This window comes from Citrobacter sp. H12-3-2 (assembly GCF_009649895.1).
Lineage (GTDB): Bacteria > Pseudomonadota > Gammaproteobacteria > Enterobacterales > Enterobacteriaceae > Citrobacter > Citrobacter portucalensis.
In genome coordinates this window covers 50,319-75,955 of record NZ_CP045839.1, presented here as the reverse complement: position 1 = coordinate 75,955, position 25,637 = coordinate 50,319, and the positions used below count along the sequence as shown (strand labels likewise).

General features: G+C 49.8%; 28 protein-coding genes and 5 pseudogenes. 22 read left to right on the top strand and 11 right to left on the bottom strand.

Going from position 1 to position 25,637, the window contains the following annotated elements:
* Positions 1 to 117: 117 nt before the first annotated feature.
* The 5 genes and pseudogenes from GHC22_RS24495 to GHC22_RS24475 all read left to right on the top strand — a co-directional run.
* On the top strand, positions 118 to 948 hold the full coding sequence (locus GHC22_RS24495; RefSeq protein ID WP_001334766.1) for an oxacillin-hydrolyzing class D beta-lactamase OXA-1: 831 nt from the start codon (positions 118 to 120) through the stop codon (positions 946 to 948).
* 137 nt (positions 949 to 1,085) lie between these two features.
* Complete coding sequence (locus GHC22_RS24490; protein ID WP_000186237.1) at positions 1,086 to 1,718, top strand: type B-3 chloramphenicol O-acetyltransferase CatB3; 633 nt, start codon at positions 1,086 to 1,088, stop codon at positions 1,716 to 1,718.
* 84 nt (positions 1,719 to 1,802) lie between these two features.
* Positions 1,803 to 2,255 (top strand): NAD(+)--rifampin ADP-ribosyltransferase Arr-3, encoded by a 453-nt coding sequence (locus GHC22_RS24485; RefSeq protein WP_001749986.1) that lies wholly within the window; start codon positions 1,803 to 1,805, stop codon positions 2,253 to 2,255.
* A gap of 222 nt (positions 2,256 to 2,477) precedes the next feature.
* Positions 2,478 to 2,825 (top strand): quaternary ammonium compound efflux SMR transporter QacE delta 1, encoded by a 348-nt coding sequence (locus tag GHC22_RS24480; protein WP_000679427.1) that lies wholly within the window; start codon positions 2,478 to 2,480, stop codon positions 2,823 to 2,825.
* A pseudogene (locus tag GHC22_RS24475) lies at positions 2,819 to 3,064 on the top strand (dihydropteroate synthase); the annotation flags it as partial. The gene GHC22_RS24480 and the pseudogene GHC22_RS24475, both read left to right, overlap by 7 nt.
* Before the next feature lie 52 nt (positions 3,065 to 3,116).
* On the opposite strand, the gene GHC22_RS24470 reads toward GHC22_RS24475, so the two are convergent.
* Positions 3,117 to 3,821, bottom strand: coding sequence for an IS6-like element IS26 family transposase (locus GHC22_RS24470; RefSeq protein WP_001067858.1), 705 nt, complete (start codon positions 3,819 to 3,821; stop codon positions 3,117 to 3,119).
* 65 nt (positions 3,822 to 3,886) lie between these two features.
* On the opposite strand from GHC22_RS24470, the pseudogene GHC22_RS24465 reads away from it, so the two are divergent.
* From GHC22_RS24465 to GHC22_RS24455, 3 genes and pseudogenes are all read left to right on the top strand, one after another.
* Positions 3,887 to 4,651 (top strand): annotated as a pseudogene (locus tag GHC22_RS24465) (Tn3 family transposase); the annotation flags it as partial.
* A 63-nt stretch (positions 4,652 to 4,714) separates the two neighbouring features.
* The gene (locus GHC22_RS24460; RefSeq protein WP_001067858.1) at positions 4,715 to 5,419 is read left to right on the top strand and encodes an IS6-like element IS26 family transposase; all 705 of its coding nucleotides are present in this window, start codon (positions 4,715 to 4,717) and stop codon (positions 5,417 to 5,419) included.
* Between the two features lie 5 nt (positions 5,420 to 5,424).
* Entirely contained in the window at positions 5,425 to 6,153 is a 729-nt protein-coding gene (locus GHC22_RS24455; protein ID WP_152921961.1) for a replication initiation protein, read from the top strand.
* A gap of 778 nt (positions 6,154 to 6,931) precedes the next feature.
* On the opposite strand, the pseudogene GHC22_RS24450 reads toward GHC22_RS24455, so the two are convergent.
* Together GHC22_RS24450 and GHC22_RS24445 are read right to left on the bottom strand one after the other, a co-directional pair.
* Positions 6,932 to 8,368 (bottom strand): annotated as a pseudogene (locus GHC22_RS24450) (glutathione synthase).
* 167 nt (positions 8,369 to 8,535) lie between these two features.
* Positions 8,536 to 9,240: an IS6-like element IS26 family transposase gene (locus GHC22_RS24445; RefSeq protein ID WP_001067858.1), complete on the bottom strand. Its 705-nt coding sequence runs from the start codon at positions 9,238 to 9,240 to the stop codon at positions 8,536 to 8,538.
* A gap of 226 nt (positions 9,241 to 9,466) precedes the next feature.
* Here GHC22_RS24445 and sul2 point away from each other — a divergent pair, with 226 nt between their 5' ends.
* The 4 genes from sul2 to GHC22_RS24420 all read left to right on the top strand — a co-directional run bounded on the left by sul2 (position 9,467) and on the right by GHC22_RS24420 (position 12,611).
* Positions 9,467 to 10,282 carry a sulfonamide-resistant dihydropteroate synthase Sul2 gene (sul2, locus tag GHC22_RS24440; RefSeq protein WP_001043260.1) on the top strand — a complete coding sequence of 272 codons (816 nt, stop codon included), beginning with the start codon at positions 9,467 to 9,469 and terminating at the stop codon, positions 10,280 to 10,282.
* 60 nt (positions 10,283 to 10,342) lie between these two features.
* Entirely contained in the window at positions 10,343 to 11,146 is an 804-nt protein-coding gene (gene aph(3'')-Ib / locus GHC22_RS24435) for an aminoglycoside O-phosphotransferase APH(3'')-Ib (protein ID WP_001082320.1), read from the top strand.
* Complete coding sequence (locus GHC22_RS24430) at positions 11,146 to 11,982, top strand: aminoglycoside O-phosphotransferase APH(6)-Id (protein ID WP_000480972.1); 837 nt, start codon at positions 11,146 to 11,148, stop codon at positions 11,980 to 11,982. The genes aph(3'')-Ib and GHC22_RS24430 overlap by 1 nt, the downstream gene beginning before the upstream one ends.
* A 386-nt stretch (positions 11,983 to 12,368) precedes the next feature.
* Entirely contained in the window at positions 12,369 to 12,611 is a 243-nt protein-coding gene (locus tag GHC22_RS24420; protein WP_000844627.1) for a transposase, read from the top strand.
* 41 nt (positions 12,612 to 12,652) lie between these two features.
* Here the strand turns inward: GHC22_RS24420 and tetR(A) are convergent, their stop codons facing one another.
* Complete coding sequence (gene tetR(A) / locus GHC22_RS24415) at positions 12,653 to 13,303, bottom strand: tetracycline resistance transcriptional repressor TetR(A) (RefSeq protein ID WP_012850383.1); 651 nt, start codon at positions 13,301 to 13,303, stop codon at positions 12,653 to 12,655.
* 105 nt (positions 13,304 to 13,408) lie between these two features.
* On the opposite strand from tetR(A), the gene tet(A) reads away from it, so the two are divergent.
* Positions 13,409 to 14,608, top strand: a complete 1,200-nt coding sequence (tet(A), locus tag GHC22_RS24410) for a tetracycline efflux MFS transporter Tet(A) (RefSeq protein WP_025732387.1) — start codon at positions 13,409 to 13,411, stop codon at positions 14,606 to 14,608.
* Here the strand turns inward: tet(A) and GHC22_RS24405 are convergent.
* Positions 14,539 to 14,979 carry a GNAT family N-acetyltransferase gene (locus tag GHC22_RS24405; RefSeq protein ID WP_025732385.1) on the bottom strand — a complete coding sequence of 147 codons (441 nt, stop codon included), beginning with the start codon at positions 14,977 to 14,979 and terminating at the stop codon, positions 14,539 to 14,541. The two genes, tet(A) and GHC22_RS24405, sit on opposite strands and share 70 nt — an antisense overlap.
* 456 nt (positions 14,980 to 15,435) lie before the next feature.
* Positions 15,436 to 15,864: pseudogene (locus GHC22_RS24400) on the bottom strand (Tn3 family transposase); the annotation flags it as partial.
* A gap of 67 nt (positions 15,865 to 15,931) precedes the next feature.
* Between GHC22_RS24400 and GHC22_RS24395 the strand changes: the two are divergent.
* Positions 15,932 to 16,636, top strand: coding sequence for an IS6-like element IS26 family transposase (locus tag GHC22_RS24395; RefSeq protein ID WP_001067858.1), 705 nt, complete (start codon positions 15,932 to 15,934; stop codon positions 16,634 to 16,636).
* A 193-nt stretch (positions 16,637 to 16,829) separates the two neighbouring features.
* Entirely contained in the window at positions 16,830 to 17,216 is a 387-nt protein-coding gene (bleO, locus tag GHC22_RS24390; protein ID WP_063102497.1) for a bleomycin binding protein, read from the top strand.
* A 319-nt stretch (positions 17,217 to 17,535) separates the two neighbouring features.
* Here bleO and GHC22_RS24385 read toward each other — a convergent pair whose 3' ends face one another.
* Both GHC22_RS24385 and GHC22_RS24380 read right to left on the bottom strand, forming a co-directional pair.
* Entirely contained in the window at positions 17,536 to 17,928 is a 393-nt protein-coding gene (locus GHC22_RS24385; RefSeq protein ID WP_000084745.1) for a pyridoxamine 5'-phosphate oxidase family protein, read from the bottom strand.
* Between the two features lie 334 nt (positions 17,929 to 18,262).
* A complete protein-coding gene (locus GHC22_RS24380) occupies positions 18,263 to 18,967 on the bottom strand; it encodes an IS6-like element IS26 family transposase (RefSeq protein ID WP_001067858.1) in 705 nt (234 codons plus the stop codon).
* Between the two features lie 64 nt (positions 18,968 to 19,031).
* On the opposite strand from GHC22_RS24380, the pseudogene GHC22_RS24375 reads away from it, so the two are divergent.
* The 4 genes and pseudogenes from GHC22_RS24375 to GHC22_RS24370 form a co-directional block, all read left to right on the top strand.
* A pseudogene (locus tag GHC22_RS24375) lies at positions 19,032 to 19,241 on the top strand (IS1 family transposase); the annotation flags it as partial.
* Between the two features lie 491 nt (positions 19,242 to 19,732).
* Entirely contained in the window at positions 19,733 to 19,816 is an 84-nt protein-coding gene (gene dqlB / locus GHC22_RS24850; protein ID WP_272056275.1) for a DinQ-like type I toxin DqlB, read from the top strand.
* 560 nt (positions 19,817 to 20,376) lie between these two features.
* Positions 20,377 to 20,472 (top strand): DinQ-like type I toxin DqlB, encoded by a 96-nt coding sequence (gene dqlB / locus GHC22_RS24845; RefSeq protein ID WP_000609146.1) that lies wholly within the window; start codon positions 20,377 to 20,379, stop codon positions 20,470 to 20,472.
* Between the two features lie 66 nt (positions 20,473 to 20,538).
* Entirely contained in the window at positions 20,539 to 20,718 is a 180-nt protein-coding gene (locus GHC22_RS24370) for a hypothetical protein (protein WP_000347021.1), read from the top strand.
* 115 nt (positions 20,719 to 20,833) lie between these two features.
* Here the strand turns inward: GHC22_RS24370 and GHC22_RS24365 are convergent, their stop codons facing one another.
* The gene (locus tag GHC22_RS24365) at positions 20,834 to 21,478 is read right to left on the bottom strand and encodes a recombinase family protein (RefSeq protein WP_000203199.1); all 645 of its coding nucleotides are present in this window, start codon (positions 21,476 to 21,478) and stop codon (positions 20,834 to 20,836) included.
* Between the two features lie 294 nt (positions 21,479 to 21,772).
* Between GHC22_RS24365 and GHC22_RS24360 the strand changes: the two genes are divergently transcribed.
* The 3 genes from GHC22_RS24360 to GHC22_RS24350 all read left to right on the top strand — a co-directional run bounded on the left by GHC22_RS24360 (position 21,773) and on the right by GHC22_RS24350 (position 24,163).
* Entirely contained in the window at positions 21,773 to 22,393 is a 621-nt protein-coding gene (locus GHC22_RS24360; protein WP_000864788.1) for a ParA family protein, read from the top strand.
* Between the two features lie 51 nt (positions 22,394 to 22,444).
* Positions 22,445 to 22,675: a plasmid partition protein ParG gene (locus tag GHC22_RS24355; RefSeq protein ID WP_000051066.1), complete on the top strand. Its 231-nt coding sequence runs from the start codon at positions 22,445 to 22,447 to the stop codon at positions 22,673 to 22,675.
* A gap of 423 nt (positions 22,676 to 23,098) precedes the next feature.
* Positions 23,099 to 24,163, top strand: a complete 1,065-nt coding sequence (locus tag GHC22_RS24350) for a ParA family protein (RefSeq protein ID WP_012291478.1) — start codon at positions 23,099 to 23,101, stop codon at positions 24,161 to 24,163.
* A 537-nt stretch (positions 24,164 to 24,700) separates the two neighbouring features.
* Here GHC22_RS24350 and ddp1 read toward each other — a convergent pair.
* Both ddp1 and GHC22_RS24340 read right to left on the bottom strand, forming a co-directional pair.
* Positions 24,701 to 25,123 carry a DNA distortion polypeptide 3 gene (gene ddp1, locus GHC22_RS24345; protein WP_179292036.1) on the bottom strand — a complete coding sequence of 141 codons (423 nt, stop codon included), beginning with the start codon at positions 25,121 to 25,123 and terminating at the stop codon, positions 24,701 to 24,703.
* A gap of 67 nt (positions 25,124 to 25,190) precedes the next feature.
* Positions 25,191 to 25,637, bottom strand: coding sequence for a hypothetical protein (locus GHC22_RS24340; protein WP_001074384.1), 447 nt, complete (start codon positions 25,635 to 25,637; stop codon positions 25,191 to 25,193).

The window sequence follows — 25,637 nt, the reverse complement described above, 5'->3', positions numbered from 1 at the left end:
GGGGACGTCCAAGGGCTGGCGCCCTTGGCCGCCCCTCATGTCAAACGTTGGGCGAACCCGGAGCCTCATTAATTGTTAGCCGTTAAAATTAAGCCCTTTACCAAACCAATACTTATTATGAAAAACACAATACATATCAACTTCGCTATTTTTTTAATAATTGCAAATATTATCTACAGCAGCGCCAGTGCATCAACAGATATCTCTACTGTTGCATCTCCATTATTTGAAGGAACTGAAGGTTGTTTTTTACTTTACGATGCATCCACAAACGCTGAAATTGCTCAATTCAATAAAGCAAAGTGTGCAACGCAAATGGCACCAGATTCAACTTTCAAGATCGCATTATCACTTATGGCATTTGATGCGGAAATAATAGATCAGAAAACCATATTCAAATGGGATAAAACCCCCAAAGGAATGGAGATCTGGAACAGCAATCATACACCAAAGACGTGGATGCAATTTTCTGTTGTTTGGGTTTCGCAAGAAATAACCCAAAAAATTGGATTAAATAAAATCAAGAATTATCTCAAAGATTTTGATTATGGAAATCAAGACTTCTCTGGAGATAAAGAAAGAAACAACGGATTAACAGAAGCATGGCTCGAAAGTAGCTTAAAAATTTCACCAGAAGAACAAATTCAATTCCTGCGTAAAATTATTAATCACAATCTCCCAGTTAAAAACTCAGCCATAGAAAACACCATAGAGAACATGTATCTACAAGATCTGGATAATAGTACAAAACTGTATGGGAAAACTGGTGCAGGATTCACAGCAAATAGAACCTTACAAAACGGATGGTTTGAAGGGTTTATTATAAGCAAATCAGGACATAAATATGTTTTTGTGTCCGCACTTACAGGAAACTTGGGGTCGAATTTAACATCAAGCATAAAAGCCAAGAAAAATGCGATCACCATTCTAAACACACTAAATTTATAAAAAATCTAATGGCAAAATCGCCCAACCCTTCAATCAAGTCGGGACGGCCAAAAGCAAGCTTTTGGCTCCCCTCGCTGGCGCTCGGCGCCCCTTATTTCAAACGTTAGACGGCAAAGTCACAGACCGCGGGATCTCTTATGACCAACTACTTTGATAGCCCCTTCAAAGGCAAGCTGCTTTCTGAGCAAGTGAAGAACCCCAATATCAAAGTTGGGCGGTACAGCTATTACTCTGGCTACTATCATGGGCACTCATTCGATGACTGCGCACGGTATCTGTTTCCGGACCGTGATGACGTTGATAAGTTGATCATCGGTAGTTTCTGCTCTATCGGGAGTGGGGCTTCCTTTATCATGGCTGGCAATCAGGGGCATCGGTACGACTGGGCATCATCTTTCCCGTTCTTTTATATGCAGGAAGAACCTGCATTCTCAAGCGCACTCGATGCCTTCCAAAAAGCAGGTAATACTGTCATTGGCAATGACGTTTGGATCGGCTCTGAGGCAATGGTCATGCCCGGAATCAAGATCGGGCACGGTGCGGTGATAGGCAGCCGCTCGTTGGTGACAAAAGATGTGGAGCCTTACGCTATCGTTGGCGGCAATCCCGCTAAGAAGATTAAGAAACGCTTCACCGATGAGGAAATTTCATTGCTTCTGGAGATGGAGTGGTGGAATTGGTCACTGGAGAAGATCAAAGCGGCAATGCCCATGCTGTGCTCGTCTAATATTGTTGGCCTGCACAAGTATTGGCTCGAGTTTGCCGTCTAACAATTCAATCAAGCCGATGCCGCTTCGCGGCACGGCTTATTTCAGGCGTTATGCAGCCAAATCCCAACAATTAAGGGTCTTAAAATGGTAAAAGATTGGATTCCCATCTCTCATGATAATTACAAGCAGGTGCAAGGACCGTTCTATCATGGAACCAAAGCCAATTTGGCGATTGGTGACTTGCTAACCACAGGGTTCATCTCTCATTTCGAGGACGGTCGTATTCTTAAGCACATCTACTTTTCAGCCTTGATGGAGCCAGCAGTTTGGGGAGCTGAACTTGCTATGTCACTGTCTGGCCTCGAGGGTCGCGGCTACATATACATAGTTGAGCCAACAGGACCGTTCGAAGACGATCCGAATCTTACGAACAAAAGATTTCCCGGTAATCCAACACAGTCCTATAGAACCTGCGAACCCTTGAGAATTGTTGGCGTTGTTGAAGACTGGGAGGGGCATCCTGTTGAATTAATAAGGGGAATGTTGGATTCGTTGGAGGACTTAAAGCGCCGTGGTTTACACGTCATTGAAGACTAGTCCTTTGCATAACAAAGCCATCAAACCGGACGCCAGAGATTCCGCGCCTGTTGCGCATGGCTTCGCCATTTTATGCGCAATAGGCGCGCCACCCTGTCGCCGTTTATGGCGGCGTTAGATGCACTAAGCACATAATTGCTCACAGCCAAACTATCAGGTCAAGTCTGCTTTTATTATTTTTAAGCGTGCATAATAAGCCCTACACAAATTGGGAGATATATCATGAAAGGCTGGCTTTTTCTTGTTATCGCAATAGTTGGCGAAGTAATCGCAACATCCGCATTAAAATCTAGCGAGGGCTTTACTAAGCTTGCCCCTTCCGCCGTTGTCATAATCGGTTATGGCATCGCATTTTATTTTCTTTCTCTGGTTCTGAAATCCATCCCTGTCGGTGTTGCTTATGCAGTCTGGTCGGGACTCGGCGTCGTCATAATTACAGCCATTGCCTGGTTGCTTCATGGGCAAAAGCTTGATGCGTGGGGCTTTGTAGGTATGGGGCTCATAATTGCTGCCTTTTTGCTCGCCCGATCCCCATCGTGGAAGTCGCTGCGGAGGCCGACGCCATGGTGACGGTGTTCGGCATTCTGAATCTCACCGAGGACTCCTTCTTCGATGAGAGCCGGCGGCTAGACCCCGCCGGCGCTGTCACCGCGGCGATCGAAATGCTGCGAGTCGGATCAGACGTCGTGGATGTCGGACCGGCCGCCAGCCATCCGGACGCGAGGCCTGTATCGCCGGCCGATGAGATCAGACGTATTGCGCCGCTCTTAGACGCCCTGTCCGATCAGATGCACCGTGTTTCAATCGACGGCACTGTTGCAAAGTTAGCGATGAGGCAGCCTTTTGTCTTATTCAAAGGCCTTACATTTCAAAAACTCTGCTTACCAGGCGCATTTCGCCCAGGGGATCACCATAATAAAATGCTGAGGCCTGGCCTTTGCGTAGTGCACGCATCACCTCAATACCTTTGATGGTGGCGTAAGCCGTCTTCATGGATTTAAATCCCAGCGTGGCGTTGATTATCCGTTTCAGTTTGCCATGATCGCATTCAATCACGTTGTTCCGGTACTTAATCTGTCGGTGTTCAACGTCAGACGGGCACCGGCCTTCGCGTTTGAGCAGAGCAAGCGCGCGACCATAGGCGGGCGCTTTATCCGTGTTGATGAATCGTGGGATCTGCCACTTCTTCACGTTGTTGAGGATTTTACCCAGAAACCGGTATGCAGCTTTGCTGTTACGACGGGAGGAGAGATAAAAATCGACAGTGCGGCCCCGGCTGTCGACGGCCCGGTACAGATACGCCCAGCGGCCATTGACCTTCACGTAGGTTTCATCCATGTGCCACGGGCAAAGATCGGAAGGGTTACGCCAGTACCAGCGCAGCCGTTTTTCCATTTCAGGCGCATAACGCTGAACCCAGCGGTAAATCGTGGAGTGATCGACATTCACTCCGCGTTCAGCCAGCATCTCCTGCAGCTCACGGTAACTGATGCCGTATTTGCAGTACCAGCGTACGGCCCACAGAATGATGTCACGCTGAAAATGCCGGCCTTTGAATGGGTTCATGTGCAGCTCCATCAGCAAAAGGGGATGATAAGTTTATCACCACCGACTATTTGCAACAGTGCCACTTCGACGACTACCTGCTGCCGGCCGAGAAGTTCGCCGCACTCAAGCGCGAGCAGGCCCTGCCCCTGGCGATCAACCCGAACAGCGACCAGTACCTGGAAGAGCGTTTGCAGCTGCTGGACGAGCAGTTGGCCACCGTCACCCGCCTGGCCAAGGACAACGAGCTGCCCGATGCCATCCTCACCGAGTCAGGGCTGAAAATCACCCCGCTGGATGCGGCGGTGCCGGATCGGGCGCAGGCGCTGATCGACCAAACCAGCCAGTTACTGCCGCGCATCAAGATCACCGAACTGCTGATGGACGTGGACGACTGGACGGGCTTCAGCCGCCACTTCACCCACTTGAAGGACGGGGCCGAGGCCAAAGACAGGACGTTGCTGCTGTCCGCAATCCTCGGTGATGCGATCAACCTCGGGCTGACCAAGATGGCCGAGTCGAGCCCCGGCCTGACCTACGCCAAGCTGTCCTGGCTGCAAGCCTGGCACATCCGCGACGAAACCTATTCGGCGGCCTTGGCCGAGCTGGTCAACCACCAGTATCGCCACGCCTTTGCCGCCCACTGGGGCGACGGCACGACCTCATCCTCCGATGGCCAGCGCTTCCGCGCGGGTGGCCGGGGCGAGAGCACCGGGCACGTCAACCCGAAGTACGGTAGCGAGCCGGGACGGCTGTTCTATACCCATATCTCCGACCAGTACGCGCCGTTCAGCACCCGCGTGGTGAATGTCGGCGTCCGCGATTCCACCTATGTGCTCGACGGCCTGCTGGGCACTGTTGCAAATAGTCGGTGGTGATAAACTTATCATCCCCTTTTGCTGATGGAGCTGCACATGAACCCATTCAAAGGCCGGCATTTTCAGCGTGACATCATTCTGTGGGCCGTACGCTGGTACTGCAAATACGGCATCAGTTACCGTGAGCTGCAGGAGATGCTGGCTGAACGCGGAGTGAATGTCGATCACTCCACGATTTACCGCTGGGTTCAGCGTTATGCGCCTGAAATGGAAAAACGGCTGCGCTGGTACTGGCGTAACCCTTCCGATCTTTGCCCGTGGCACATGGATGAAACCTACGTGAAGGTCAATGGCCGCTGGGCGTATCTGTACCGGGCCGTCGACAGCCGGGGCCGCACTGTCGATTTTTATCTCTCCTCCCGTCGTAACAGCAAAGCTGCATACCGGTTTCTGGGTAAAATCCTCAACAACGTGAAGAAGTGGCAGATCCCACGATTCATCAACACGGATAAAGCGCCCGCCTATGGTCGCGCGCTTGCTCTGCTCAAACGCGAAGGCCGGTGCCCGTCTGACGTTGAACACCGACAGATTAAGTACCGGAACAACGTGATTGAATGCGATCATGGCAAACTGAAACGGATAATCAACGCCACGCTGGGATTTAAATCCATGAAGACGGCTTACGCCACCATCAAAGGTATTGAGGTGATGCGTGCACTACGCAAAGGCCAGGCCTCAGCATTTTATTATGGTGATCCCCTGGGCGAAATGCGCCTGGTAAGCAGAGTTTTTGAAATGTAAGGCCTTTGAATAAGACAAAAGGCTGCCTCATCGCTAACTTTGCAACAGTGCCGTCTAACGAGCTTACCGAAGCTGCTTACTACCTCTCGCTAAAAGCAAAGCGCGTTCTCTGGTTATGTCTTATGCAGACGTATTTCACAGCTTCAGTAAGCGAAGATGATGATGAGATGGCTGTACTCGGTGACTCTACTTTCAAAGTAAAGGTGGCTGACTATCAGCAAATTTTTCAGGTAAGCCGTAACCAGGCTATCAAGGATGTTAAAGAAGGCGTGTTTGAGTTAAGCCGTTCTGCGGTAATCTTTTACCCGAAAGAAGGGAGTTTTGACTGCGTCGCGCGCCCCTGGCTAACAGAGGCTGGCAGCCGATCAGCTCGTGGTATCTGGGAAATCGAATTTAACCATAAACTCCTGCGGTACATTTACGGCCTGACGAACCAGTTCACCACCTACTCGCTCCGCGATTGTGGCAGTCTTCGAAATCCACGGACGATCCGCCTTTATGAAAGTCTTGCTCAATTCAAATCTTCAGGCTTATGGGTTACTACTCATGCTTGGTTAAATGACCGTTTCCTTTTGCCGGAATCCCAACAGAAGAACTTGGCAGAGTTGAAACGATCTTTCCTTGATCCTGCTCTCAAGCAGATAAATGAGAAAACACCTTTACTTGCTAAGTATAGTATTGATGATTCAGGAAAATTTCTGTTCTCAATAATTGATAAGCAAAATCCCGTCTGACATAAATCAGCACACATGAGCCTGTCATTTGACAAATTTTTGTCATGAAGATGGGCGAATTTCCACACAGCACCGGCGCCCGGCAAGGTGGGCGGATTCCCACACGGCACCGGCGCCCGGCAAGGTGGGTGGATTTCCACACGGCACCGGCGCCCGGCAAGGTGGGCGGATTTCCACACGGCACCGGCGCCCGGCAAGGTGGGCGGATTTCCACACAGCACCGGCGCCCGGCAAGGTGGGCGGATTTCCACACAGCACCGGCGCCCGGCAAGGTGGGCGGATTTCCACACGGCACCGGCACCCGGCAAGGTGGGCGGATTCCCACACAGCACCGGCGCCCGGCAAGGTGGGCGGATTTCCACACGGCACCGGCGCCCGGCAAGGTGGGCGGATTTCCACACAGCACGGGGTCCGCTTGGAAAACGGAAAATATCCCACGCTAAGACTGTTTGCTGTACAAATTGATGTCGACAGCGCGTAATGACCGTAGTCACAGGAACAGCTAATGGTATTGAAAATTGACCCGTAACTGAAACAGCATCGACCCAGCAGCGATGATGTGAACCTTGAAGAACTTTGGGTGCAGCCTCTTATAGCAGCAGTTTTTGCTGTTGTTCCCTTAATAAGATATGCCCTGTAAATACCCTCATGGCTTCATTTATAATACTATTATTAGCTTACTACGACTCAGTCTAGAAACAGCATCATCTCCACTGGGGCTAAAACACCACTTACCGCATGCTTTCATATAACCAGATTTCAGCCCCCTTGAAAGGGACTAATCGCTGTATACCAGCGAGTCTAAAACACCTTGTCCACTATGGACCCCTCCCTCTGTCGATTCAGCTGATTTGCTACGAATTAGATATCCAGCAAAACTGTGCTCAGCACTGGAGGGATTGTTATCTGTCTGCACGGAGAACATTCCAAGTTCGCTTATCAAATCATTCACCTTATGCAACTCCCCTTTACGCACAATCAAGGTGGGCATAGCTCGGGGCTGAGGGTGTAAACGGCGCATCAGCGACCAGGACTGATATTGTTGTGGAGTGAGTTCCGTCAGTTTTGTCAGGATATCCGCACCAAACAGACAATGCCCCCCGCCTTCACCCTGATTTTTGAGAACCCAGGTTTCCGAAGGAGACTCTTTTGCAAGGTTGATACTATCCGGGCTGATGGGTAACATCTCACCCAGTATCGTTTTTGCTATTTTAGCTTCCTGCAGTGTTAATCCAAATGCGACAAACTCGTCGTAACCCAATTGCGAGAGCAGCATTTGTACTCGCTTGCTGGTCGCCAGTTGCTGGCCAACTGTGGCGTTCACTGCAACCCGGTGCTGCTCAATGAATACTCGGGTCGCCATCAGCGCCTGACAACACTCCTGCTCATCGATATTGAATGCTTCATAATCAGAATACTGATATCCGGCACGTAAGTAGACGGTATCAAGTGGGCCTACACCCTCGAGAATGAGCCTGTTGTCGGCGCCTGTACTCAATTGATTATGCAGTTCACGAAAAGTCCTGCGATGCGTTTCGATTCCTTTTTGCTGGAGGGCGAGCTCAAGCAAGTGTTGATCAAACACATTATTTTCATTCTCCTGCACAATCATCAGGAACCTGGCAGGGCCGGGGTCTCCGAACTCCTGCTTAATTCTGCAAGTTGCCTGACAAATCGCTGCTGATAACCCTTCGATCGCTTGATTGTCGACAAGCGCCCCTGTTGCCTGATTCGATAAATCAGAAAAGACAGCGGGATATTGCCGTTGTAGATAGTGATGCAGATCATGTATCCGCTGACCAAACGGCCCCATTCCTGCAGCTATACCATTGAACTCTATAAGCCTGAACCCATCACGATTATCATCCATAAAGTCGCTACGCATAATGAGTAATGGTAATCGAGGAGCATGCCTTGATGATGAATGGATTTGTTGATGCATGTTCAGGAGGGCTGAAAAGAAGGCATTCCCGGCCTTGATGGGATAAATCGCAGAGTACAAAAAATCATGATCCTCAGAAACTGAATAGATTAATTTGCTGAGTATTCCTGTTGCATTCTTTAAGTACTGATAGGATTTACGGCTGATAGGTGTTGGTGTCAGGGTAAACGGGGTATGCACTGCGGAATACGACGATTCCTTGAAAGCAACACCATGAGTTAAGGCCTATTCGACGGCATCATCCTTGAGCTTCTGAACATCAAGAGTACTCATTTTACGTCCCCTGATTTTACCTGGCATATCATTGGTGGTTGTTACTTGGCTATCAGCCTATAAAATTTGATTGATTACTTCAATAGTTCTTGTAGCATTGAATTATGAAAAAAGAGGCACTGTTGCAAAGTTAGCGATGAGGCAGCCTTTTGTCTTATTCAAAGGCCTTACATTTCAAAAACTCTGCTTACCAGGCGCATTTCGCCCAGGGGATCACCATAATAAAATGCTGAGGCCTGGCCTTTGCGTAGTGCACGCATCACCTCAATACCTTTGATGGTGGCGTAAGCCGTCTTCATGGATTTAAATCCCAGCGTGGCGTTGATTATCCGTTTCAGTTTGCCATGATCGCATTCAATCACGTTGTTCCGGTACTTAATCTGTCGGTGTTCAACGTCAGACGGGCACCGGCCTTCGCGTTTGAGCAGAGCAAGCGCGCGACCATAGGCGGGCGCTTTATCCGTGTTGATGAATCGTGGGATCTGCCACTTCTTCACGTTGTTGAGGATTTTACCCAGAAACCGGTATGCAGCTTTGCTGTTACGACGGGAGGAGAGATAAAAATCGACAGTGCGGCCCCGGCTGTCGACGGCCCGGTACAGATACGCCCAGCGGCCATTGACCTTCACGTAGGTTTCATCCATGTGCCACGGGCAAAGATCGGAAGGGTTACGCCAGTACCAGCGCAGCCGTTTTTCCATTTCAGGCGCATAACGCTGAACCCAGCGGTAAATCGTGGAGTGATCGACATTCACTCCGCGTTCAGCCAGCATCTCCTGCAGCTCACGGTAACTGATGCCGTATTTGCAGTACCAGCGTACGGCCCACAGAATGATGTCACGCTGAAAATGCCGGCCTTTGAATGGGTTCATGTGCAGCTCCATCAGCAAAAGGGGATGATAAGTTTATCACCACCGACTATTTGCAACAGTGCCAATATATCTACTTATTGAGAGATGATATATTTATTTCCAAAATGCTACAGATACATCATCATGAAACGGATCACCGCAAACAGGTTACTCGCCTGGGGATTCCCTTTCGACCCGAGCATCCGTATGATACTCATGCTCGATTATTATTATTATAGAAGCCCCCATGAATAAATCGCTCATCATTTTCGGCATCGTCAACATAACCTCGGACAGTTTCTCCGATGGAGGCCGGTATCTGGCGCCAGACGCAGCCATTGCGCAGGCGCGTAAGCTGATGGCCGAGGGGGCAGATGTGATCGACCTCGGTCCGGCATCCAGCAATCCCGACGCCGCGCCTGTTTCGTCCGACACAGAAATCGCGCGTATCGCGCCGGTGCTGGACGCGCTCAAGGCAGATGGCATTCCCGTCTCGCTCGACAGTTATCAACCCGCGACGCAAGCCTATGCCTTGTCGCGTGGTGTGGCCTATCTCAATGATATTCGCGGTTTTCCAGACGCTGCGTTCTATCCGCAATTGGCGAAATCATCTGCCAAACTCGTCGTTATGCATTCGGTGCAAGACGGGCAGGCAGATCGGCGCGAGGCACCCGCTGGCGACATCATGGATCACATTGCGGCGTTCTTTGACGCGCGCATCGCGGCGCTGACGGGTGCCGGTATCAAACGCAACCGCCTTGTCCTTGATCCCGGCATGGGGTTTTTTCTGGGGGCTGCTCCCGAAACCTCGCTCTCGGTGCTGGCGCGGTTCGATGAATTGCGGCTGCGCTTCGATTTGCCGGTGCTTCTGTCTGTTTCGCGCAAATCCTTTCTGCGCGCGCTCACAGGCCGTGGTCCGGGGGATGTCGGGGCCGCGACACTCGCTGCAGAGCTTGCCGCCGCCGCAGGTGGAGCTGACTTCATCCGCACACACGAGCCGCGCCCCTTGCGCGACGGGCTGGCGGTATTGGCGGCGCTGAAAGAAACCGCAAGAATTCGTTAACTGCACATTCGGGATATTTCTCTATATTCGCGCTTCATCAGAAAACTGAAGGAACCTCCATTGAATCGAACTAATATTTTTTTTGGTAAATCGCATTCTGACTGGTTGCCTGTCAGAGGCGGAGAATCTGGTGATTTTGTTTTTCGACGTGGTGACGGGCATGCCTTCGCGAAAATCGCACCTGCTTCCCGCCGCGGTGAGCTCGCTGGAGAGCGTGACCGCCTCATTTGGCTCAAAGGTCGAGGTGTGGCTTGCCCCGAGGTCATCAACTGGCAGGAGGAACAGGAGGGTGCATGCTTGGTGATAACGGCAATTCCGGGAGTACCGGCGGCTGATCTGTCTGGAGCGGATTTGCTCAAAGCGTGGCCGTCAATGGGGCAGCAACTTGGCGCTGTTCACAGCCTATCGGTTGATCAATGTCCGTTTGAGCGCAGGCTGTCGCGAATGTTCGGACGCGCCGTTGATGTGGTGTCCCGCAATGCCGTCAATCCCGACTTCTTACCGGACGAGGACAAGAGTACGCCGCAGCTCGATCTTTTGGCTCGTGTCGAACGAGAGCTACCGGTGCGGCTCGACCAAGAGCGCACCGATATGGTTGTTTGCCATGGTGATCCCTGCATGCCGAACTTCATGGTGGACCCTAAAACTCTTCAATGCACGGGTCTGATCGACCTTGGGCGGCTCGGAACAGCAGATCGCTATGCCGATTTGGCACTCATGATTGCTAACGCCGAAGAGAACTGGGCAGCGCCAGATGAAGCAGAGCGCGCCTTCGCTGTCCTATTCAATGTATTGGGGATCGAAGCCCCCGACCGCGAACGCCTTGCCTTCTATCTGCGATTGGACCCTCTGACTTGGGGTTGATGTTCATGCCGCCTGTTTTTCCTGCTCATTGGCACGTTTCGCAACCTGTTCTCATTGCGGACACCTTTTCCAGCCTCGTTTGGAAAGTTTCATTGCCAGACGGGACTCCTGCAATCGTCAAGGGATTGAAACCTATAAAAGACATTGCTGATGAACTGCGCGGGGCCGACTATCTGGTATGGCGCAATGGGAGGGGAGCAGTCCGGTTGCTCGGTCGTGAGAACAATCTGATGTTGCTCGAATATGCCGGGGAGCGAATGCTCTCTCACATCGTTGCCGAGCACGGCGACTACCAGGCGACCGAAATTGCAGCGGAACTAATGGCGAAGCTGTATGCCGCATCTGAGGAACCCCTGCCTTCTGCCCTTCTCCCGATCCGGGATCGCTTTGCAGCTTTGTTTCAGCGGGCGCGCGATGATCAAAACGCAGGTTGTCAAACTGACTACGTCCACGCGGCGATTATAGCCGATCAAATGATGAGCAATGCCTCGGAACTGCGTGGGCTACATGGCGATCTGCATCATGAAAACATCATGTTCTCCAGTCGCGGCTGGCTGGTGATAGATCCCGTCGGTCTGGTCGGTGAAGTGGGCTTTGGCGCCGCCAATATGTTCTACGATCCGGCTGACAGAGACGACCTTTGTCTCGATCCTAGACGCATTGCACAGATGGCGGACGCATTCTCTCGTGCGCTGGACGTCGATCCGCGTCGCCTGCTCGACCAGGCGTACGCTTATGGGTGCCTTTCCGCAGCTTGGAACGCGGATGGAGAAGAGGAGCAACGCGATCTAGCTATCGCGGCCGCGATCAAGCAGGTGCGACAGACGTCATACTAGATATCAAGCGACTTCTCCTATCCCCTGGGAACACATCAATCTCACCGGAGAATATCGCTGGCCAAAGCCTTAGCGTAGGATTCCGCCCCTTCCCGCAAACGACCCCTTTCTGGCGCGTTTGCAGGGCCATAGACGGCCGCCAGCCCAGCGGCGAGGGCAACCAGCCCGGTGAGCGTCGGAAAGGCGCTGGAAGCCCCGTAGCGACGCGGAGAGGGGCGAGACAAGCCAAGGGCGCAGGCTCGATGCGCAGCACGACATAGCCGGTTCTCGCAAGGACGAGAATTTCCCTGCGGTGCCCCTCAAGTGTCAATGAAAGTTTCCAACGCGAGCCATTCGCGAGAGCCTTGAGTCCACGCTAGATCTATCTCATCTGCGCAAGGCAGAACGTGAAGACGGCCGCCCTGGACCTCGCCCGCGAGCGCCAGGCGCACGAGGCCGGCGCGCGGACCCGCGCCACGGCCCACGAGCGGACGCCGCAGCAGGAGCGCCAGAAGGCCGCCAGAGAGGCCGAGCGCGGCCGTGAGGCTTGGACGCTAGGGCAGGGCATGAAAAAGCCCGTAGCGGGCTGCTACGGGCGTCTGACGCGGTGGAAAGGGGGAGGGGATGTTGTCTACATGGCTCTGCTGTAGTGAGTGGGTTGCGCTCCGGCAGCGGTCCTGAGCGGTCCTGATCAATCGTCACCCTTTCTCGGTCCTTCAACGTTCCTGACAACGAGCCTCCTTTTCGCCAATCCATCGACAATCACCGCGAGTCCCTGCTCGAACGCTGCGTCCGGACCGGCTTCGTCGAAGGCGTCTATCGCGGCCCGCAACAGCGGCGAGAGCGGAGCCTGTTCAACGGTGCCGCCGCGCTCGCCGGCATCGCTGTCGCCGGCCTGCTCCTCAAGCACGGCCCCAACAGTGAAGTAGCTGATTGTCATCAGCGCATTGACGGCGTCCCCGGCCGAAAAACCCGCCTCGCAGAGGAAGCGAAGCTGCGCGTCGGCCGTTTCCATCTGCGGTGCGCCCGGTCGCGTGCCGGAATGGATGCGCGCGCCATCGCGGTAGGCGAGCAGCGCCTGCCTGAAGCTGCGGGCATTCCCGATCAGAAATGAGCGCCAGTCGTCGTCGGCTCTCGGCACCGAATGCGTATGATTCTCCGCCAGCATGGCTTCGGCCAGTGCGTCGAGCAGCGCCCGCTTGTTCCTGAAGTGCCAGTAAAGCGCCGGCTGCTGAACCCCCAACCGTTCCGCCAGTTTGCGTGTCGTCAGACCGTCTACGCCGACCTCGTTCAACAGGTCCAGGGCGGCACGGATCACTGTATTCGGCTGCAACTTTGTCATGCTTGACACTTTATCACTGATAAATATAATATGTCCACCAACTTATCAGTGATAAAGAATCCGCGCGTTCAATCGGACCAGCGGAGGCTGGTCCGGAGGCCAGACGTGAAACCCAACAGACCCCTGATCGTAATTCTGAGCACTGTCGCGCTCGACGCTGTCGGCATCGGCCTGATTATGCCGGTGCTGCCGGGCCTCCTGCGCGATCTGGTTCACTCGAACGACGTCGCCGCCCACTATGGCATTCTGCTGGCGCTGTATGCGTTGATGCAATTTGCCTGCGCACCTGTGCTGGGCGCGCTGTCGGATCGTTTCGGGCGGCGGCCGGTCTTGCTCGTCTCGCTGGCCGGCGCTGCTGTCGACTACGCCATCATGGCGACGGCGCCTTTCCTTTGGGTTCTCTATATCGGGCGGATCGTGGCCGGCATCACCGGGGCGACTGGGGCGGTAGCCGGCGCTTATATTGCCGATATCACTGATGGCGATGAGCGCGCGCGGCACTTCGGCTTCATGAGCGCCTGTTTCGGGTTCGGGATGGTCGCGGGACCTGTGCTCGGTGGGCTGATGGGCGGTTTCTCCCCCCACGCTCCGTTCTTCGCCGCGGCAGCCTTGAACGGCCTCAATTTCCTGACGGGCTGTTTCCTTTTGCCGGAGTCGCACAAAGGCGAACGCCGGCCGTTACGCCGGGAGGCTCTCAACCCGCTCGCTTCGTTCCGGTGGGCCCGGGGCATGACCGTCGTCGCCGCCCTGATGGCGGTCTTCTTCATCATGCAACTTGTCGGACAGGTGCCGGCCGCGCTTTGGGTCATTTTCGGCGAGGATCGCTTTCACTGGGACGCGACCACGATCGGCATTTCGCTTGCCGCATTTGGCATTCTGCATTCACTCGCCCAGGCAATGATCACCGGCCCTGTAGCCGCCCGGCTCGGCGAAAGGCGGGCACTCATGCTCGGAATGATTGCCGACGGCACAGGCTACATCCTGCTTGCCTTCGCGACACGGGGATGGATGGCGTTCCCGATCATGGTCCTGCTTGCTTCGGGTGGCATCGGAATGCCGGCGCTGCAAGCAATGTTGTCCAGGCAGGTGGATGAGGAACGTCAGGGGCAGCTGCAAGGCTCACTGGCGGCGCTCACCAGCCTGACCTCGATCGTCGGACCCCTCCTCTTCACGGCGATCTATGCGGCTTCTATAACAACGTGGAACGGGTGGGCATGGATTGCAGGCGCTGCCCTCTACTTGCTCTGCCTGCCGGCGCTGCGTCGCGGGCTTTGGAGCGGCGCAGGGCAACGAGCCGATCGCTGATAGAGGTTTATAGCGGCTTCGTTCCCTTCCGCAACCGTCAGCATGATCTGCTCCACATGCTCGCGGCCATAGTCTATCACCGCCCGCAGCAGCATACCGGCGACCCCTCGGCCTCGCTGTTCGGGCTCCACGAAAACGCCGGACAGATGCGCCTTGTGAGCGTCCTTGGGGCCGTCCTCCTGTTTGAAGACCGACAGCCCAATGATCTCGCCGTCGATGTAGGCGCCGAATGCCACGGCATCTCGCAACCGTTCAGCGAACGCCTCCATGGGCTTTTTCTCCTCGTGCTCGTAAACGGACCCGAACATCTCTGGAGCTTTCTTCAGGGCCGACAATCGGATCTCGCCGAAATGCCTGCCGTTGCTAGACATTGCCAGCCAGTGCCCGTCACTCCCGTACTAACTGTCACGAACCCCTGCAATAACTGTCACGCCCCCCTGCAATAACTGTCACGAACCCCTGCAATAACTGTCACGCCCCCAAACCTGCAAACCCAGCAGGGGCGGGGGCTGGCGGGGTGTTGGAAAAATCCATCCATGATTATCTAAGAATAATCCACTAGGCGCGGTTATCAGCGCCCTTGTGGGGCGCTGCTGCCCTTGCCCAATATGCCCGGCCAGAGGCCGGATAGCTGGTCTATTCGCTGCGCTAGGCTACACACCGCCCCACCGCTGCGCGGCAGGGGGAAAGGCGGGCAAAGCCCGCTAAACCCCACACCAAACCCCGCAGAAATACGCTGGAGCGCTTTTAGCCGCTTTAGCGGCCTTTCCCCCTACCCGAAGGGTGGGGGCGCGTGTGCAGCCCCGCAGGGCCTGTCTCGGTCGATCATTCAGCCCGGTCTCCTGTTCCAGAAGACCTTCCAGCACAAAGATAGAGTCCCTCAGCGTCCCCGGTATAACGATGCCATGAAAGCCGGAATACTGATCGGACACAAAGTTGTACCAGGTGATCCCTCTGTTATTACCAAAGTATTTGCGGTTCGGTCCGGCATTGATTGTTCTGACTGGCGTAACAAAGCGCATTCCATCTGCAGATGCCACTTCTCCTCCACCCCATATCTGTGCCAGTGGCAGCGTTGCCTGAAAATCAACCAGTCTGGCATTAGCGCTGATGCTGACGGGCAGATCATCAACTCTGGCACTGGCTTCACTAGCATGGAAAAACTCATCAGCAAATCCGGTATGGGCGTTAATTTCGAGCAGCAACTCCGTTAAATCCACCGGAGGGAGTAGATCACTGATCATTTTGCTCAGTCGTTTCGGCACTGTTGCAAATAGTCGGTGGTGATAAACTTATCATCCCCTTTTGCTGATGGAGCTGCACATGAACCCATTCAAAGGCCGGCATTTTCAGCGTGACATCATTCTGTGGGCCGTACGCTGGTACTGCAAATACGGCATCAGTTACCGTGAGCTGCAGGAGATGCTGGCTGAACGCGGAGTGAATGTCGATCACTCCACGATTTACCGCTGGGTTCAGCGTTATGCGCCTGAAATGGAAAAACGGCTGCGCTGGTACTGGCGTAACCCTTCCGATCTTTGCCCGTGGCACATGGATGAAACCTACGTGAAGGTCAATGGCCGCTGGGCGTATCTGTACCGGGCCGTCGACAGCCGGGGCCGCACTGTCGATTTTTATCTCTCCTCCCGTCGTAACAGCAAAGCTGCATACCGGTTTCTGGGTAAAATCCTCAACAACGTGAAGAAGTGGCAGATCCCACGATTCATCAACACGGATAAAGCGCCCGCCTATGGTCGCGCGCTTGCTCTGCTCAAACGCGAAGGCCGGTGCCCGTCTGACGTTGAACACCGACAGATTAAGTACCGGAACAACGTGATTGAATGCGATCATGGCAAACTGAAACGGATAATCAACGCCACGCTGGGATTTAAATCCATGAAGACGGCTTACGCCACCATCAAAGGTATTGAGGTGATGCGTGCACTACGCAAAGGCCAGGCCTCAGCATTTTATTATGGTGATCCCCTGGGCGAAATGCGCCTGGTAAGCAGAGTTTTTGAAATGTAAGGCCTTTGAATAAGACAAAAGGCTGCCTCATCGCTAACTTTGCAACAGTGCCGCCCCAGCAGCATCTCCAGCTGTGAACGCTGTTCGGCTGACGGTATCAGTGCCAGTTTGTTCCACAGGCGCAACGTCGCCTTTTCCCTTACCTCTGAAATCAACCGGGTCAGCGTAGTGGCTCCGGGGAGAATAATAGTCTATCCCGGCATTGCCAGTCGGGGATATTAAAAAGAGTATAGGTTTTTATTGCGATAAACTAGGTTTCACTTTGGTTCACCATGAAGATGGATTCGCAGTTCTAATGTGTAATGAGGTTCGGATTCATCTATGGGAGGCAAGTGATGAAGGCTGGCGCTCTCGTAGTAATGATTCACCGGTTTGTACAGGTGCGGAGTCGTTTATTGCTGGTACTGCTAGTTGCCGCATTGAAGTAGAGGGAATTGATGAATTATATCAACATATTAAGCCTTTGGGCATTTTGCACCCCAATACATCATTAAAAGATCAGTGGTGGGATGAACGAGACTTTGCAGTAATTGATCCCGACAACAATTTGATTAGCTTTTTTCAACAAATAAAAAGCTAAAATCTATTATTAATCTGTTCAGCAATCGGGCGCGATTGCTGAATAAAAGATACGAGAGACCTCTCTTGTATCTTTTTTATTTTGAGTGGTTTTGTCCGTTACACTAGAAAACCGAAAGACAATAAAAATTTTATTCTTGCTGAGTCTGGCTTTCGGTAAGCTAGACAAAACGGACAAAATAAAAATCTAAATATGCTTGAACAACTTGTAACTTAAATTCATAACTGTATTTTGCCATAAAAAATGACCTCCCATAAGTTAGATTTTTGGTCTAACTTATGGGGGTCAGTTCATTCTACACTTGGGCTGCATGTTTTGATTAATTATCTAATATCTCCGGATCTCCTGTAAAGGAATATAAAACTGCCTGCATGTTTTTCAAATAAAATACGGTGAATTTCCCATCATCAGCGCTATACCAATCTCTCAAAGGCGGATTTGCTTCAAGCATTGCTTCCCTTGCTTCCACGGTATCATCAATTACGGCTTCGCCGGTGAGCCGAATCCATTTTCCTTTTGCCATACCTGAGACTTCCACCTTTGAATTTGCCAATAACTGCTGATAAACTTTTTTCTGATTGGTTGTACCAAGATAGACCTTGCCATTCCTCTCCATGGCTGCATTAAACGGTCTGACCCTTGGCTGGTCTCCTTCAACGGTTGCAAAATAAAAAGTTTTTGCTTCATTTAAAAAATCAACAACTTGACTCATCCTTTTTTACCTCCATAAATAAATTTTTCTTTACTTTTCTTTGACCTAAATTCCACGTGCATTTTTTATTAGCTTAAAAGAACACTATTTCACGAAGAATTTAAACTGATACTCCCACATTGTAACATTATTTACCACCACCTTTCAATCTTTTTCAATAAATTATTGATTGCAACTTTTGAGTAAAGATACTTATTAAACCCTGCAAGTTATCCACAGAGCAACACTCGATTTTCAAGATGATATCTTTATTATACCAGACATTTTTCATACACTTCCTTGGGCACTGTTGCAAAGTTAGCGATGAGGCAGCCTTTTGTCTTATTCAAAGGCCTTACATTTCAAAAACTCTGCTTACCAGGCGCATTTCGCCCAGGGGATCACCATAATAAAATGCTGAGGCCTGGCCTTTGCGTAGTGCACGCATCACCTCAATACCTTTGATGGTGGCGTAAGCCGTCTTCATGGATTTAAATCCCAGCGTGGCGTTGATTATCCGTTTCAGTTTGCCATGATCGCATTCAATCACGTTGTTCCGGTACTTAATCTGTCGGTGTTCAACGTCAGACGGGCACCGGCCTTCGCGTTTGAGCAGAGCAAGCGCGCGACCATAGGCGGGCGCTTTATCCGTGTTGATGAATCGTGGGATCTGCCACTTCTTCACGTTGTTGAGGATTTTACCCAGAAACCGGTATGCAGCTTTGCTGTTACGACGGGAGGAGAGATAAAAATCGACAGTGCGGCCCCGGCTGTCGACGGCCCGGTACAGATACGCCCAGCGGCCATTGACCTTCACGTAGGTTTCATCCATGTGCCACGGGCAAAGATCGGAAGGGTTACGCCAGTACCAGCGCAGCCGTTTTTCCATTTCAGGCGCATAACGCTGAACCCAGCGGTAAATCGTGGAGTGATCGACATTCACTCCGCGTTCAGCCAGCATCTCCTGCAGCTCACGGTAACTGATGCCGTATTTGCAGTACCAGCGTACGGCCCACAGAATGATGTCACGCTGAAAATGCCGGCCTTTGAATGGGTTCATGTGCAGCTCCATCAGCAAAAGGGGATGATAAGTTTATCACCACCGACTATTTGCAACAGTGCCGATGACGGATGGCTGGCCGCTGTATGAATCCCGCCTGAAGGGAAAGCTGCACGTAATCAGCAAGCGATATACGCAGCGAATTGAGCGGCATAACCTGAATCTGAGGCAGCACCTGGCACGGCTGGGACGGAAGTCGCTGTCGTTCTCAAAATCGGTGGAGCTGCATGACAAAGTCATCGGGCATTATCTGAACATAAAACACTATCAATAAGTTGGAGTCATTACCTGCTCTGCCTACTACTTCTTCAATGAAGGGGGGAAAAAACGGAAGTACAGCTGAACGACAAGCACAAAAAAAACCGACTGGTAATTTGGCTTTTTTGTGTTTTCCAGCCTTGAGTTGGTGGCTCTGACTGGAGGAAGATACTCTACACCCAACACTCATAGTATTATGGCACTAGACACCTGTTGTCTAGTTTGACTTCAGATTGTCTGTCAATGGTAATTTCTTTAAATGAATTTTATGCATGCATCTGTATAATCTTTGTGTTGGCGCTGTACAGTGTGTCTCCCTTGCTTCTAACCCCTGCGCTATCTGGGGATGAACGAATTAAAGTCCTGGCTGAACAAACGGGTGGTGCTGTGTTCAGTGCTCTGGTAGAGGGAAGGTACTCTACATCCAACAATGTGAGAGAGCCGTTGTGACAGGCGATGTATGAGCAAGCTACGGTGACTTCCTCCAGTATCAACCTAGAGAAACGGATGATGAATCTGTTAATCATCGTTCTCAGGGCTGTGCTCGCCATTGCAAACGCGCTGATTGCCATTCAGAAACTAATCGAGTGATTGATGGCTTAACTAAGGGAGAGACGTTTACCGCTTCCTGCCCTTTAACAAAGGAGTGTTTATGAGTTTTGAACAATTATTTACACTAACGACCCAACGTCGTTGGGTTTGCCGCAGAAAATTTATTCATTTAAAATAGATCTAAATGAAGCGGGAAACTGCAGACGTAAAAAAACCGACTGGTGAGGTCGGCTTTTTTACAGTTCCGGTACGAGCTGGTAACTCGCCCGGAAGAGAAACTCTCTACAACTGACAACAGTATGATAATCCGTGAAGCCTGATTATGCAATATGACAGGCGGTGACTACGCGTTAACGGTTTGCTTGAAAGTTAGATAAACGTATAATCAGAGGGTTAGTGCTGTGGTGAGTCTTTCCCTGCATTCCGCTAAATGCGGCATGAACAGCTTCAAAGTCCTGACAGGTAATACAGGTGGTGCTGGTTATCTGTGCTCTGGTAGGAGTGAGACTCTCTACAACTGACAAGACGAAGAGAAGCCGTGGTGACAGGCAGCGTAAGAGCAAGCCACGGTGTCTTTACTCCATTTATGGAGAAAACGGATGATTAACCTGTTAATCATCGTTCTGAGGGCGGTAGCTGCGCTTGCAAACGCGCTGATTGCAGTTCTGGAACTGATCCGTCAGTTCATCGATTGATGACTGCGGAAACGTAACTAAGGGCAGGAAGTGCACCGCTTCCTGCCCTTTAACAAAGGAGGTGTTATGGATTTTATGAGCATTTTGGGGCGCTGTTTACTTCTTCCTTTCCCTGTTGCGATGTTTGTCGGTTGCCTGTTTCCAGGCATCGATGATCGTTTTACTGGAATGTTCATGAGTTTTATTGTCGGTTGTCTATCGTGGTATATCACCAAGCCAAAACCGCAAAAGGCTGAGGTCGCGTAAGCGGCCTTTTATTTTGATACTCATTAGTTACAACATTCAATTTGCTTTTTAAAAATATCCACTTCAGCACCTCCCTCATAAATAACGTCAACCAGTTTATTGAGCTCACCCTACCCTACTCACCGGAGGATTGCAGGGATTTACGTTTTATTGCGCTACTGATTGTGCCGCGGCTGCACCCTAGCACCTTCTGTACCTGTGTCCAGGAGCTGCCACTTTCTATCAACCTGATAATTGCATCATGTCTGGCTTGATTAGGTTTACGCCCTTTATATTTGCCGTCTTTCCTTGCTTTCTCTATCCCCTGTTTCTGGCGTTCCCGCCGTTGTTCATAGTCCCTTCTGGCAACAGCGGCCAGCATATCCAGCAGCATATCGTTAATGGCTGCAAACAACCGGCTGTCAAACTCACTCATACCAGAATTAATCCAGGTCGTCGGCACATTCACGGCCATAACCCGGATATCTTTCTGACGGATCATTTTCTTCAGCGTATTCCAGTCTTCCCCTGACAGTCGGGAAAGTCTGTCCACATCCTCGATAAGCAAAATGTCATTTTGCTGGCAATCTCTCAGAAGACGAAAGAGTTCCGGGCGGTCAAGACGGGAGCCGGATTCATTCTCAATATAATAGCTGCAAATGATCAGGCCTCTTTCCCTGGCAAAAGCCTCGATAGTTTCCAGGGCACGCGAAGCATCCTGTTCTGCTGTTGAAGCTCTCAGATAAGCGCGGACAAAGTTTGTTGGTGCATTTGAAGTCATATTACAGAACCAGTTCGCATAAGGTCACACCACTATACCCAAAATGAACCAGAAAGTGGATCGACAGGAAAGGCACACTCTAAAAGAACCAAAAAACAAATAATGAGTAGATGTGACCTTGTCACTACACACTCATAAACTCAAACACTCATATACACAAGACAACTCAAATGAGTAGATACTCCTTAACTCATATACACATAAACTCATATTAACCTTTGCTCATACAAAGAGTATGATAAACTCAAAAACTCACAGGAGTAATTGAGTAGACACACAATTGAGGATTTGAGTATGAAGGTGATCTCATTTCTGAATCCGAAAGGGGGTTCAGGTAAAACAACTGCCGTAATCAACATAGCCACTGCGTTGAGCAGGAGCGGATACAACATTGCTGTGGTAGATACAGATCCACAAATGAGCCTGACGAACTGGAGCAAAGCGGGCAAGGCAGCATTTGACGTATTTACAGCAGCATCTGAAAAAGACGTCTATGGAATCCGAAAAGATCTGGCGGACTATGACTTTGCTATTGTGGACGGGGCAGGTTCACTCTCAGTAATCACCTCCGCAGCCGTCATGGTAAGCGATCTGGTAATTATCCCTGTCACCCCCAGCCCTCTGGATTTCTCCGCAGCAGGAAGCGTCGTTACTGTTCTGGAAGCACAGGCTTACAGCCGCAAAGTTGAAGCCCGCTTTCTGATCACCCGTAAGATAGAAATGGCAACCATGTTGAATGTGCTTAAAGAAAGTATCAAAGACACCGGTGTTAAAGCATTTCGTACAGCTATTACACAACGTCAGGTTTACGTGAAATCAATTCTTGATGGCGACAGCGTGTTTGAATCCAGTGATGGTGCTGCAAAAGGTGAAATAGAAATCCTTACAAAAGAGATAGTTAGAATGTTTGAGTAATTACACATTTACTCATATAATCAAATAAGTATAAAAACCGGAGTAGCCTGAATGTCACTTGAAAAAGCGCATACGTCAGTAAAAAAAATGACCTTTGGTGAAAACAGAGATCTGGAACGAGTAGTAACAGCACCAGTATCATCTGGAAAAATCAAACGTGTTAACGTTAATTTTGATGAAGAAAAGCACACCCGGTTTAAGGCTGCATGCGCCAGGAAAGGTACATCAATCACTGACGTGGTGAACCAGCTTGTAGATAACTGGCTCAAAGAGAACGAATAATTGGAAGCCGAAGCGAACAGACAGGCCGACGCAAAACAACTGTTCTCAAAGCAGCCCTGGCTATGTACAACAGCCAATAGTTACTTGATTCTGCAAAACTTAGATGATTCAGGATTTAATCTATCAGTAGGAGTTCGGACAAAATGGGGTCCGTGGGAATTTCTGTGATAACACCCGCTAAGCGATTTCTCACTGAAAGAAATCTTCAGCCCCTGCAGTTAGTTAAAGAAAATTAAATCTATAAACCTGTAAATTTTTGCGTGACAAACTCTGTCGGAATGAGAAACTGTACGGAAACTTCAATTTTAAGGTTTGTCGTGCATGTTGATGGTTATATACGGGTATCAAGCAATCGATTACGTATTACACTATTCTCCGATGTAGTTATTTCTAAACATTGAAAATGTCTAAGAAAGGAATAAAATGAAAACTATTTCACTATTTAACAACAAAGGCGGGGTAGGAAAAACGACCCTGACTTGGAACTTAAGTGTATCTCTATCGGCAAAGGGAAAATCTGTTTTGCTGATAGATTTCGATCCTCAATGCAATTTATCAATAGCTTTACTTGGTGAGACTGGCTTCTCTGACCTTTTAAAGAAGGATGCAAATAATCCTTATGGTAAAACGATAAGAGCATTTTGCCAACCATTTATACAACAAGATATTCTCCCTGTCGTACATACATTCCCACCACAATTTCCCATGGAGCCTGGCTCAGGAAGGTTAGACATAGCTCCAGGTGACTTTTGGCTCAATAATCTTTCAGATGTGATTAGTGTAGGTACAGATTTAATTGCTGGAAACGCAGTAAACAGATTCTTGATACCTAGTTTAATTGCTAGTAAAGCTCAAGAGTTAAATAATTGTGAATACGATTATGTTCTTATTGATGTACCGCCGTCATTTAATACGATAGTCAGATCGGCTCTCTACTGTTCTGATTATTTCTTGGTTCCATGTACTGCCGATATATTTTCGGCTTACTGCATAGGACTCATTGGTGAAACTTTACCAAAATTTAGAGACGACTGGGAACAGGGTATTAGAAGAACTTCAGCCCAAAATAACTCTCTAATAAGCCAAAAAGGTTCACCTAAATTTGCAGGTTGGGTCTTCAACGGATTTGATAAAAGAAAGAATCCAGGCCAACAAAACTCATCAGAGATCGCGGCTGATGCAGCCCATAGAGATAAAATAATTGATTCAGTAAAAAATGACCTTCGCCCCAAATTAGCATCTATAAAAACATACTCAGCAGTGGCTTCTTTTACTCCAGACACTCCTGTCGCAAAAGTTGAAGACCTAAATGTTATGGCTCCAGATAGTATCTTACAGGGGGTCCCGCTCAGATATTTATCTACCGTAGCACCTACTAGGGGGGTGTTGGCCAGAGGGGCTTGGTCAGGACCTCAGAAAGCCCTAATGCAGACTATGTCGGCAGAACATGACGTTTTAGCTGATTATATAATCCAAAATTTCGTTTAATATCTTTTAGGGATTGTACGCCGGCACCCCTTTTACCGTCTTAGGGGTTCCGTGGGAATTTCTGCGATAACAAACGCTAAGGAAAAGTGAAGTTCTTTAGATTGAAGCGATTAGTACGAAGTGGCCTACATAAGTGAATGGCGAACAGCATACAGATTCTCTCTTAAAAATATGTGAGACAATAGAAAAACGACTGAAAATTTTTTGTATATTAATAGCTTCACAAGCTTTGATGATAGAGGGTAAAAATCACCATTATCTAATCAATTTGACGCTCATATCATTGAATGAAGAAACGGTAAAAATCAATTGAGAGCAATATTAAATATCAAAATAAAAACGATGAAAAAAAGATTGTTACCAATACAATGAGGACATTAGAATCACGCCCCCCAAATTTTATATAATTAAGATCATAGATGCAGATCAGTTTGGTTAGTTCTCCGTAGGGGAGAAGTTATGAAAACAGGTAAATGGAATAAACATCGTTCGTGTAAAATGCATTAATACGAATGGGTAACATGTATTTCCAGGGATTTAATCAAACAATGGCATCAGTTTTTCAACCAGTAGCAGATCGCTTAAACCATCTAACAAAACAACTTCCATACCAGAGTCAATAAGTGAATCAATCCCAGGCGCTTCCTCAAAGCCGATAACCATGATCGGCTTTCGGTCTATAAAATCAAATATTACTAATGGAAGTATTACACTGTTAATTAATTCAAATTCTTTAAAGAAAGCATCTGTGCCATATTCACTGGTAGGAAAAAGAATCTCACTTAATCTCACACCATAAAAAACATGATAGTGTTCTTTAAGATTATCCTTTAAAATATTAACAGCCTTAGAATATTTCTCGTTAATAAACTCTTTGACCAGATATTTCATAAACATCTCCAATAAGAACCGACTGTAGGTCACCGGGCAAACGTTGCGGAATGGCGTCAGAGACGTCATTTTGCGGCGTTTGCCCTATCCTGCATCGCAGTGAAAAGGCAGGGACTGGCATAACTGCTGAGTAGCATCATTGCTGGCTTATCTCGCTACTGTTCTCGGTGCTTTCGTCCGCAGGTTCGGGAACAAGTAACTTGTGCCAGGGCATAGTTTTGTTGAGCAGCTCCATCAGAGGCTCAGCCAGCAGTCCCAAAATCCAGGTTGCCGTAATCACCGGTATAGTCAGATTTTGTGGCGTCCATAACTGGTGATCGAGATGATACCAGGTGATGACACACAAAATACCCCCCAGCCAGAACACAGCCCATTTAAACGCACCAAGAATGGCTAACACAAAAACAAAGATAAAATGTAAAACACTCGCGGCAAGAAGACGAAGATAAAACCATCCCCAGCCAAGCCACTTAACAAAAGTGCTCCCTGTTTTCACTGCAAAACGTTTCTTACGCTCCCTGGCGATTTCTTTCCTGAATTTAGCTCGTTCTTCCCCCTGAGGGAATTGATAGATTTTAGCCAT

Bases quoted from the DNA above. Each gene is read 5' to 3' on its own strand.
- GHC22_RS24495 (WP_001334766.1), top strand. From the start codon at position 118: ATGAAAAACACAATACATATCAACTTCGCTATTTTTTTAATAATTGCA.
- GHC22_RS24490 (WP_000186237.1), top strand. From the start codon at position 1,086: ATGACCAACTACTTTGATAGCCCCTTCAAAGGCAAGCTGCTTTCTGAG.
- GHC22_RS24485 (WP_001749986.1), top strand. From the start codon at position 1,803: ATGGTAAAAGATTGGATTCCCATCTCTCATGATAATTACAAGCAGGTG.
- GHC22_RS24480 (WP_000679427.1), top strand. From the start codon at position 2,478: ATGAAAGGCTGGCTTTTTCTTGTTATCGCAATAGTTGGCGAAGTAATC.
- GHC22_RS24470 (WP_001067858.1), bottom strand. From the start codon at position 3,821: ATGAACCCATTCAAAGGCCGGCATTTTCAGCGTGACATCATTCTGTGG.
- GHC22_RS24460 (WP_001067858.1), top strand. From the start codon at position 4,715: ATGAACCCATTCAAAGGCCGGCATTTTCAGCGTGACATCATTCTGTGG.
- GHC22_RS24445 (WP_001067858.1), bottom strand. From the start codon at position 9,240: ATGAACCCATTCAAAGGCCGGCATTTTCAGCGTGACATCATTCTGTGG.
- sul2 (WP_001043260.1), top strand. From the start codon at position 9,467: ATGAATAAATCGCTCATCATTTTCGGCATCGTCAACATAACCTCGGAC.
- GHC22_RS24430 (WP_000480972.1), top strand. From the start codon at position 11,146: ATGTTCATGCCGCCTGTTTTTCCTGCTCATTGGCACGTTTCGCAACCT.
- GHC22_RS24405 (WP_025732385.1), bottom strand. From the start codon at position 14,979: ATGTCTAGCAACGGCAGGCATTTCGGCGAGATCCGATTGTCGGCCCTG.
- GHC22_RS24395 (WP_001067858.1), top strand. From the start codon at position 15,932: ATGAACCCATTCAAAGGCCGGCATTTTCAGCGTGACATCATTCTGTGG.
- GHC22_RS24385 (WP_000084745.1), bottom strand. From the start codon at position 17,928: ATGAGTCAAGTTGTTGATTTTTTAAATGAAGCAAAAACTTTTTATTTT.
- GHC22_RS24380 (WP_001067858.1), bottom strand. From the start codon at position 18,967: ATGAACCCATTCAAAGGCCGGCATTTTCAGCGTGACATCATTCTGTGG.
- dqlB (WP_272056275.1), top strand. From the start codon at position 19,733: ATGATGAATCTGTTAATCATCGTTCTCAGGGCTGTGCTCGCCATTGCA.
- dqlB (WP_000609146.1), top strand. From the start codon at position 20,377: ATGATTAACCTGTTAATCATCGTTCTGAGGGCGGTAGCTGCGCTTGCA.
- GHC22_RS24370 (WP_000347021.1), top strand. From the start codon at position 20,539: ATGGATTTTATGAGCATTTTGGGGCGCTGTTTACTTCTTCCTTTCCCT.
- GHC22_RS24365 (WP_000203199.1), bottom strand. From the start codon at position 21,478: ATGACTTCAAATGCACCAACAAACTTTGTCCGCGCTTATCTGAGAGCT.
- GHC22_RS24360 (WP_000864788.1), top strand. From the start codon at position 21,773: ATGAAGGTGATCTCATTTCTGAATCCGAAAGGGGGTTCAGGTAAAACA.
- GHC22_RS24355 (WP_000051066.1), top strand. From the start codon at position 22,445: ATGTCACTTGAAAAAGCGCATACGTCAGTAAAAAAAATGACCTTTGGT.
- GHC22_RS24350 (WP_012291478.1), top strand. From the start codon at position 23,099: ATGAAAACTATTTCACTATTTAACAACAAAGGCGGGGTAGGAAAAACG.
- ddp1 (WP_179292036.1), bottom strand. From the start codon at position 25,123: ATGACGTCTCTGACGCCATTCCGCAACGTTTGCCCGGTGACCTACAGT.
- GHC22_RS24340 (WP_001074384.1), bottom strand. From the start codon at position 25,637: ATGGCTAAAATCTATCAATTCCCTCAGGGGGAAGAACGAGCTAAATTC.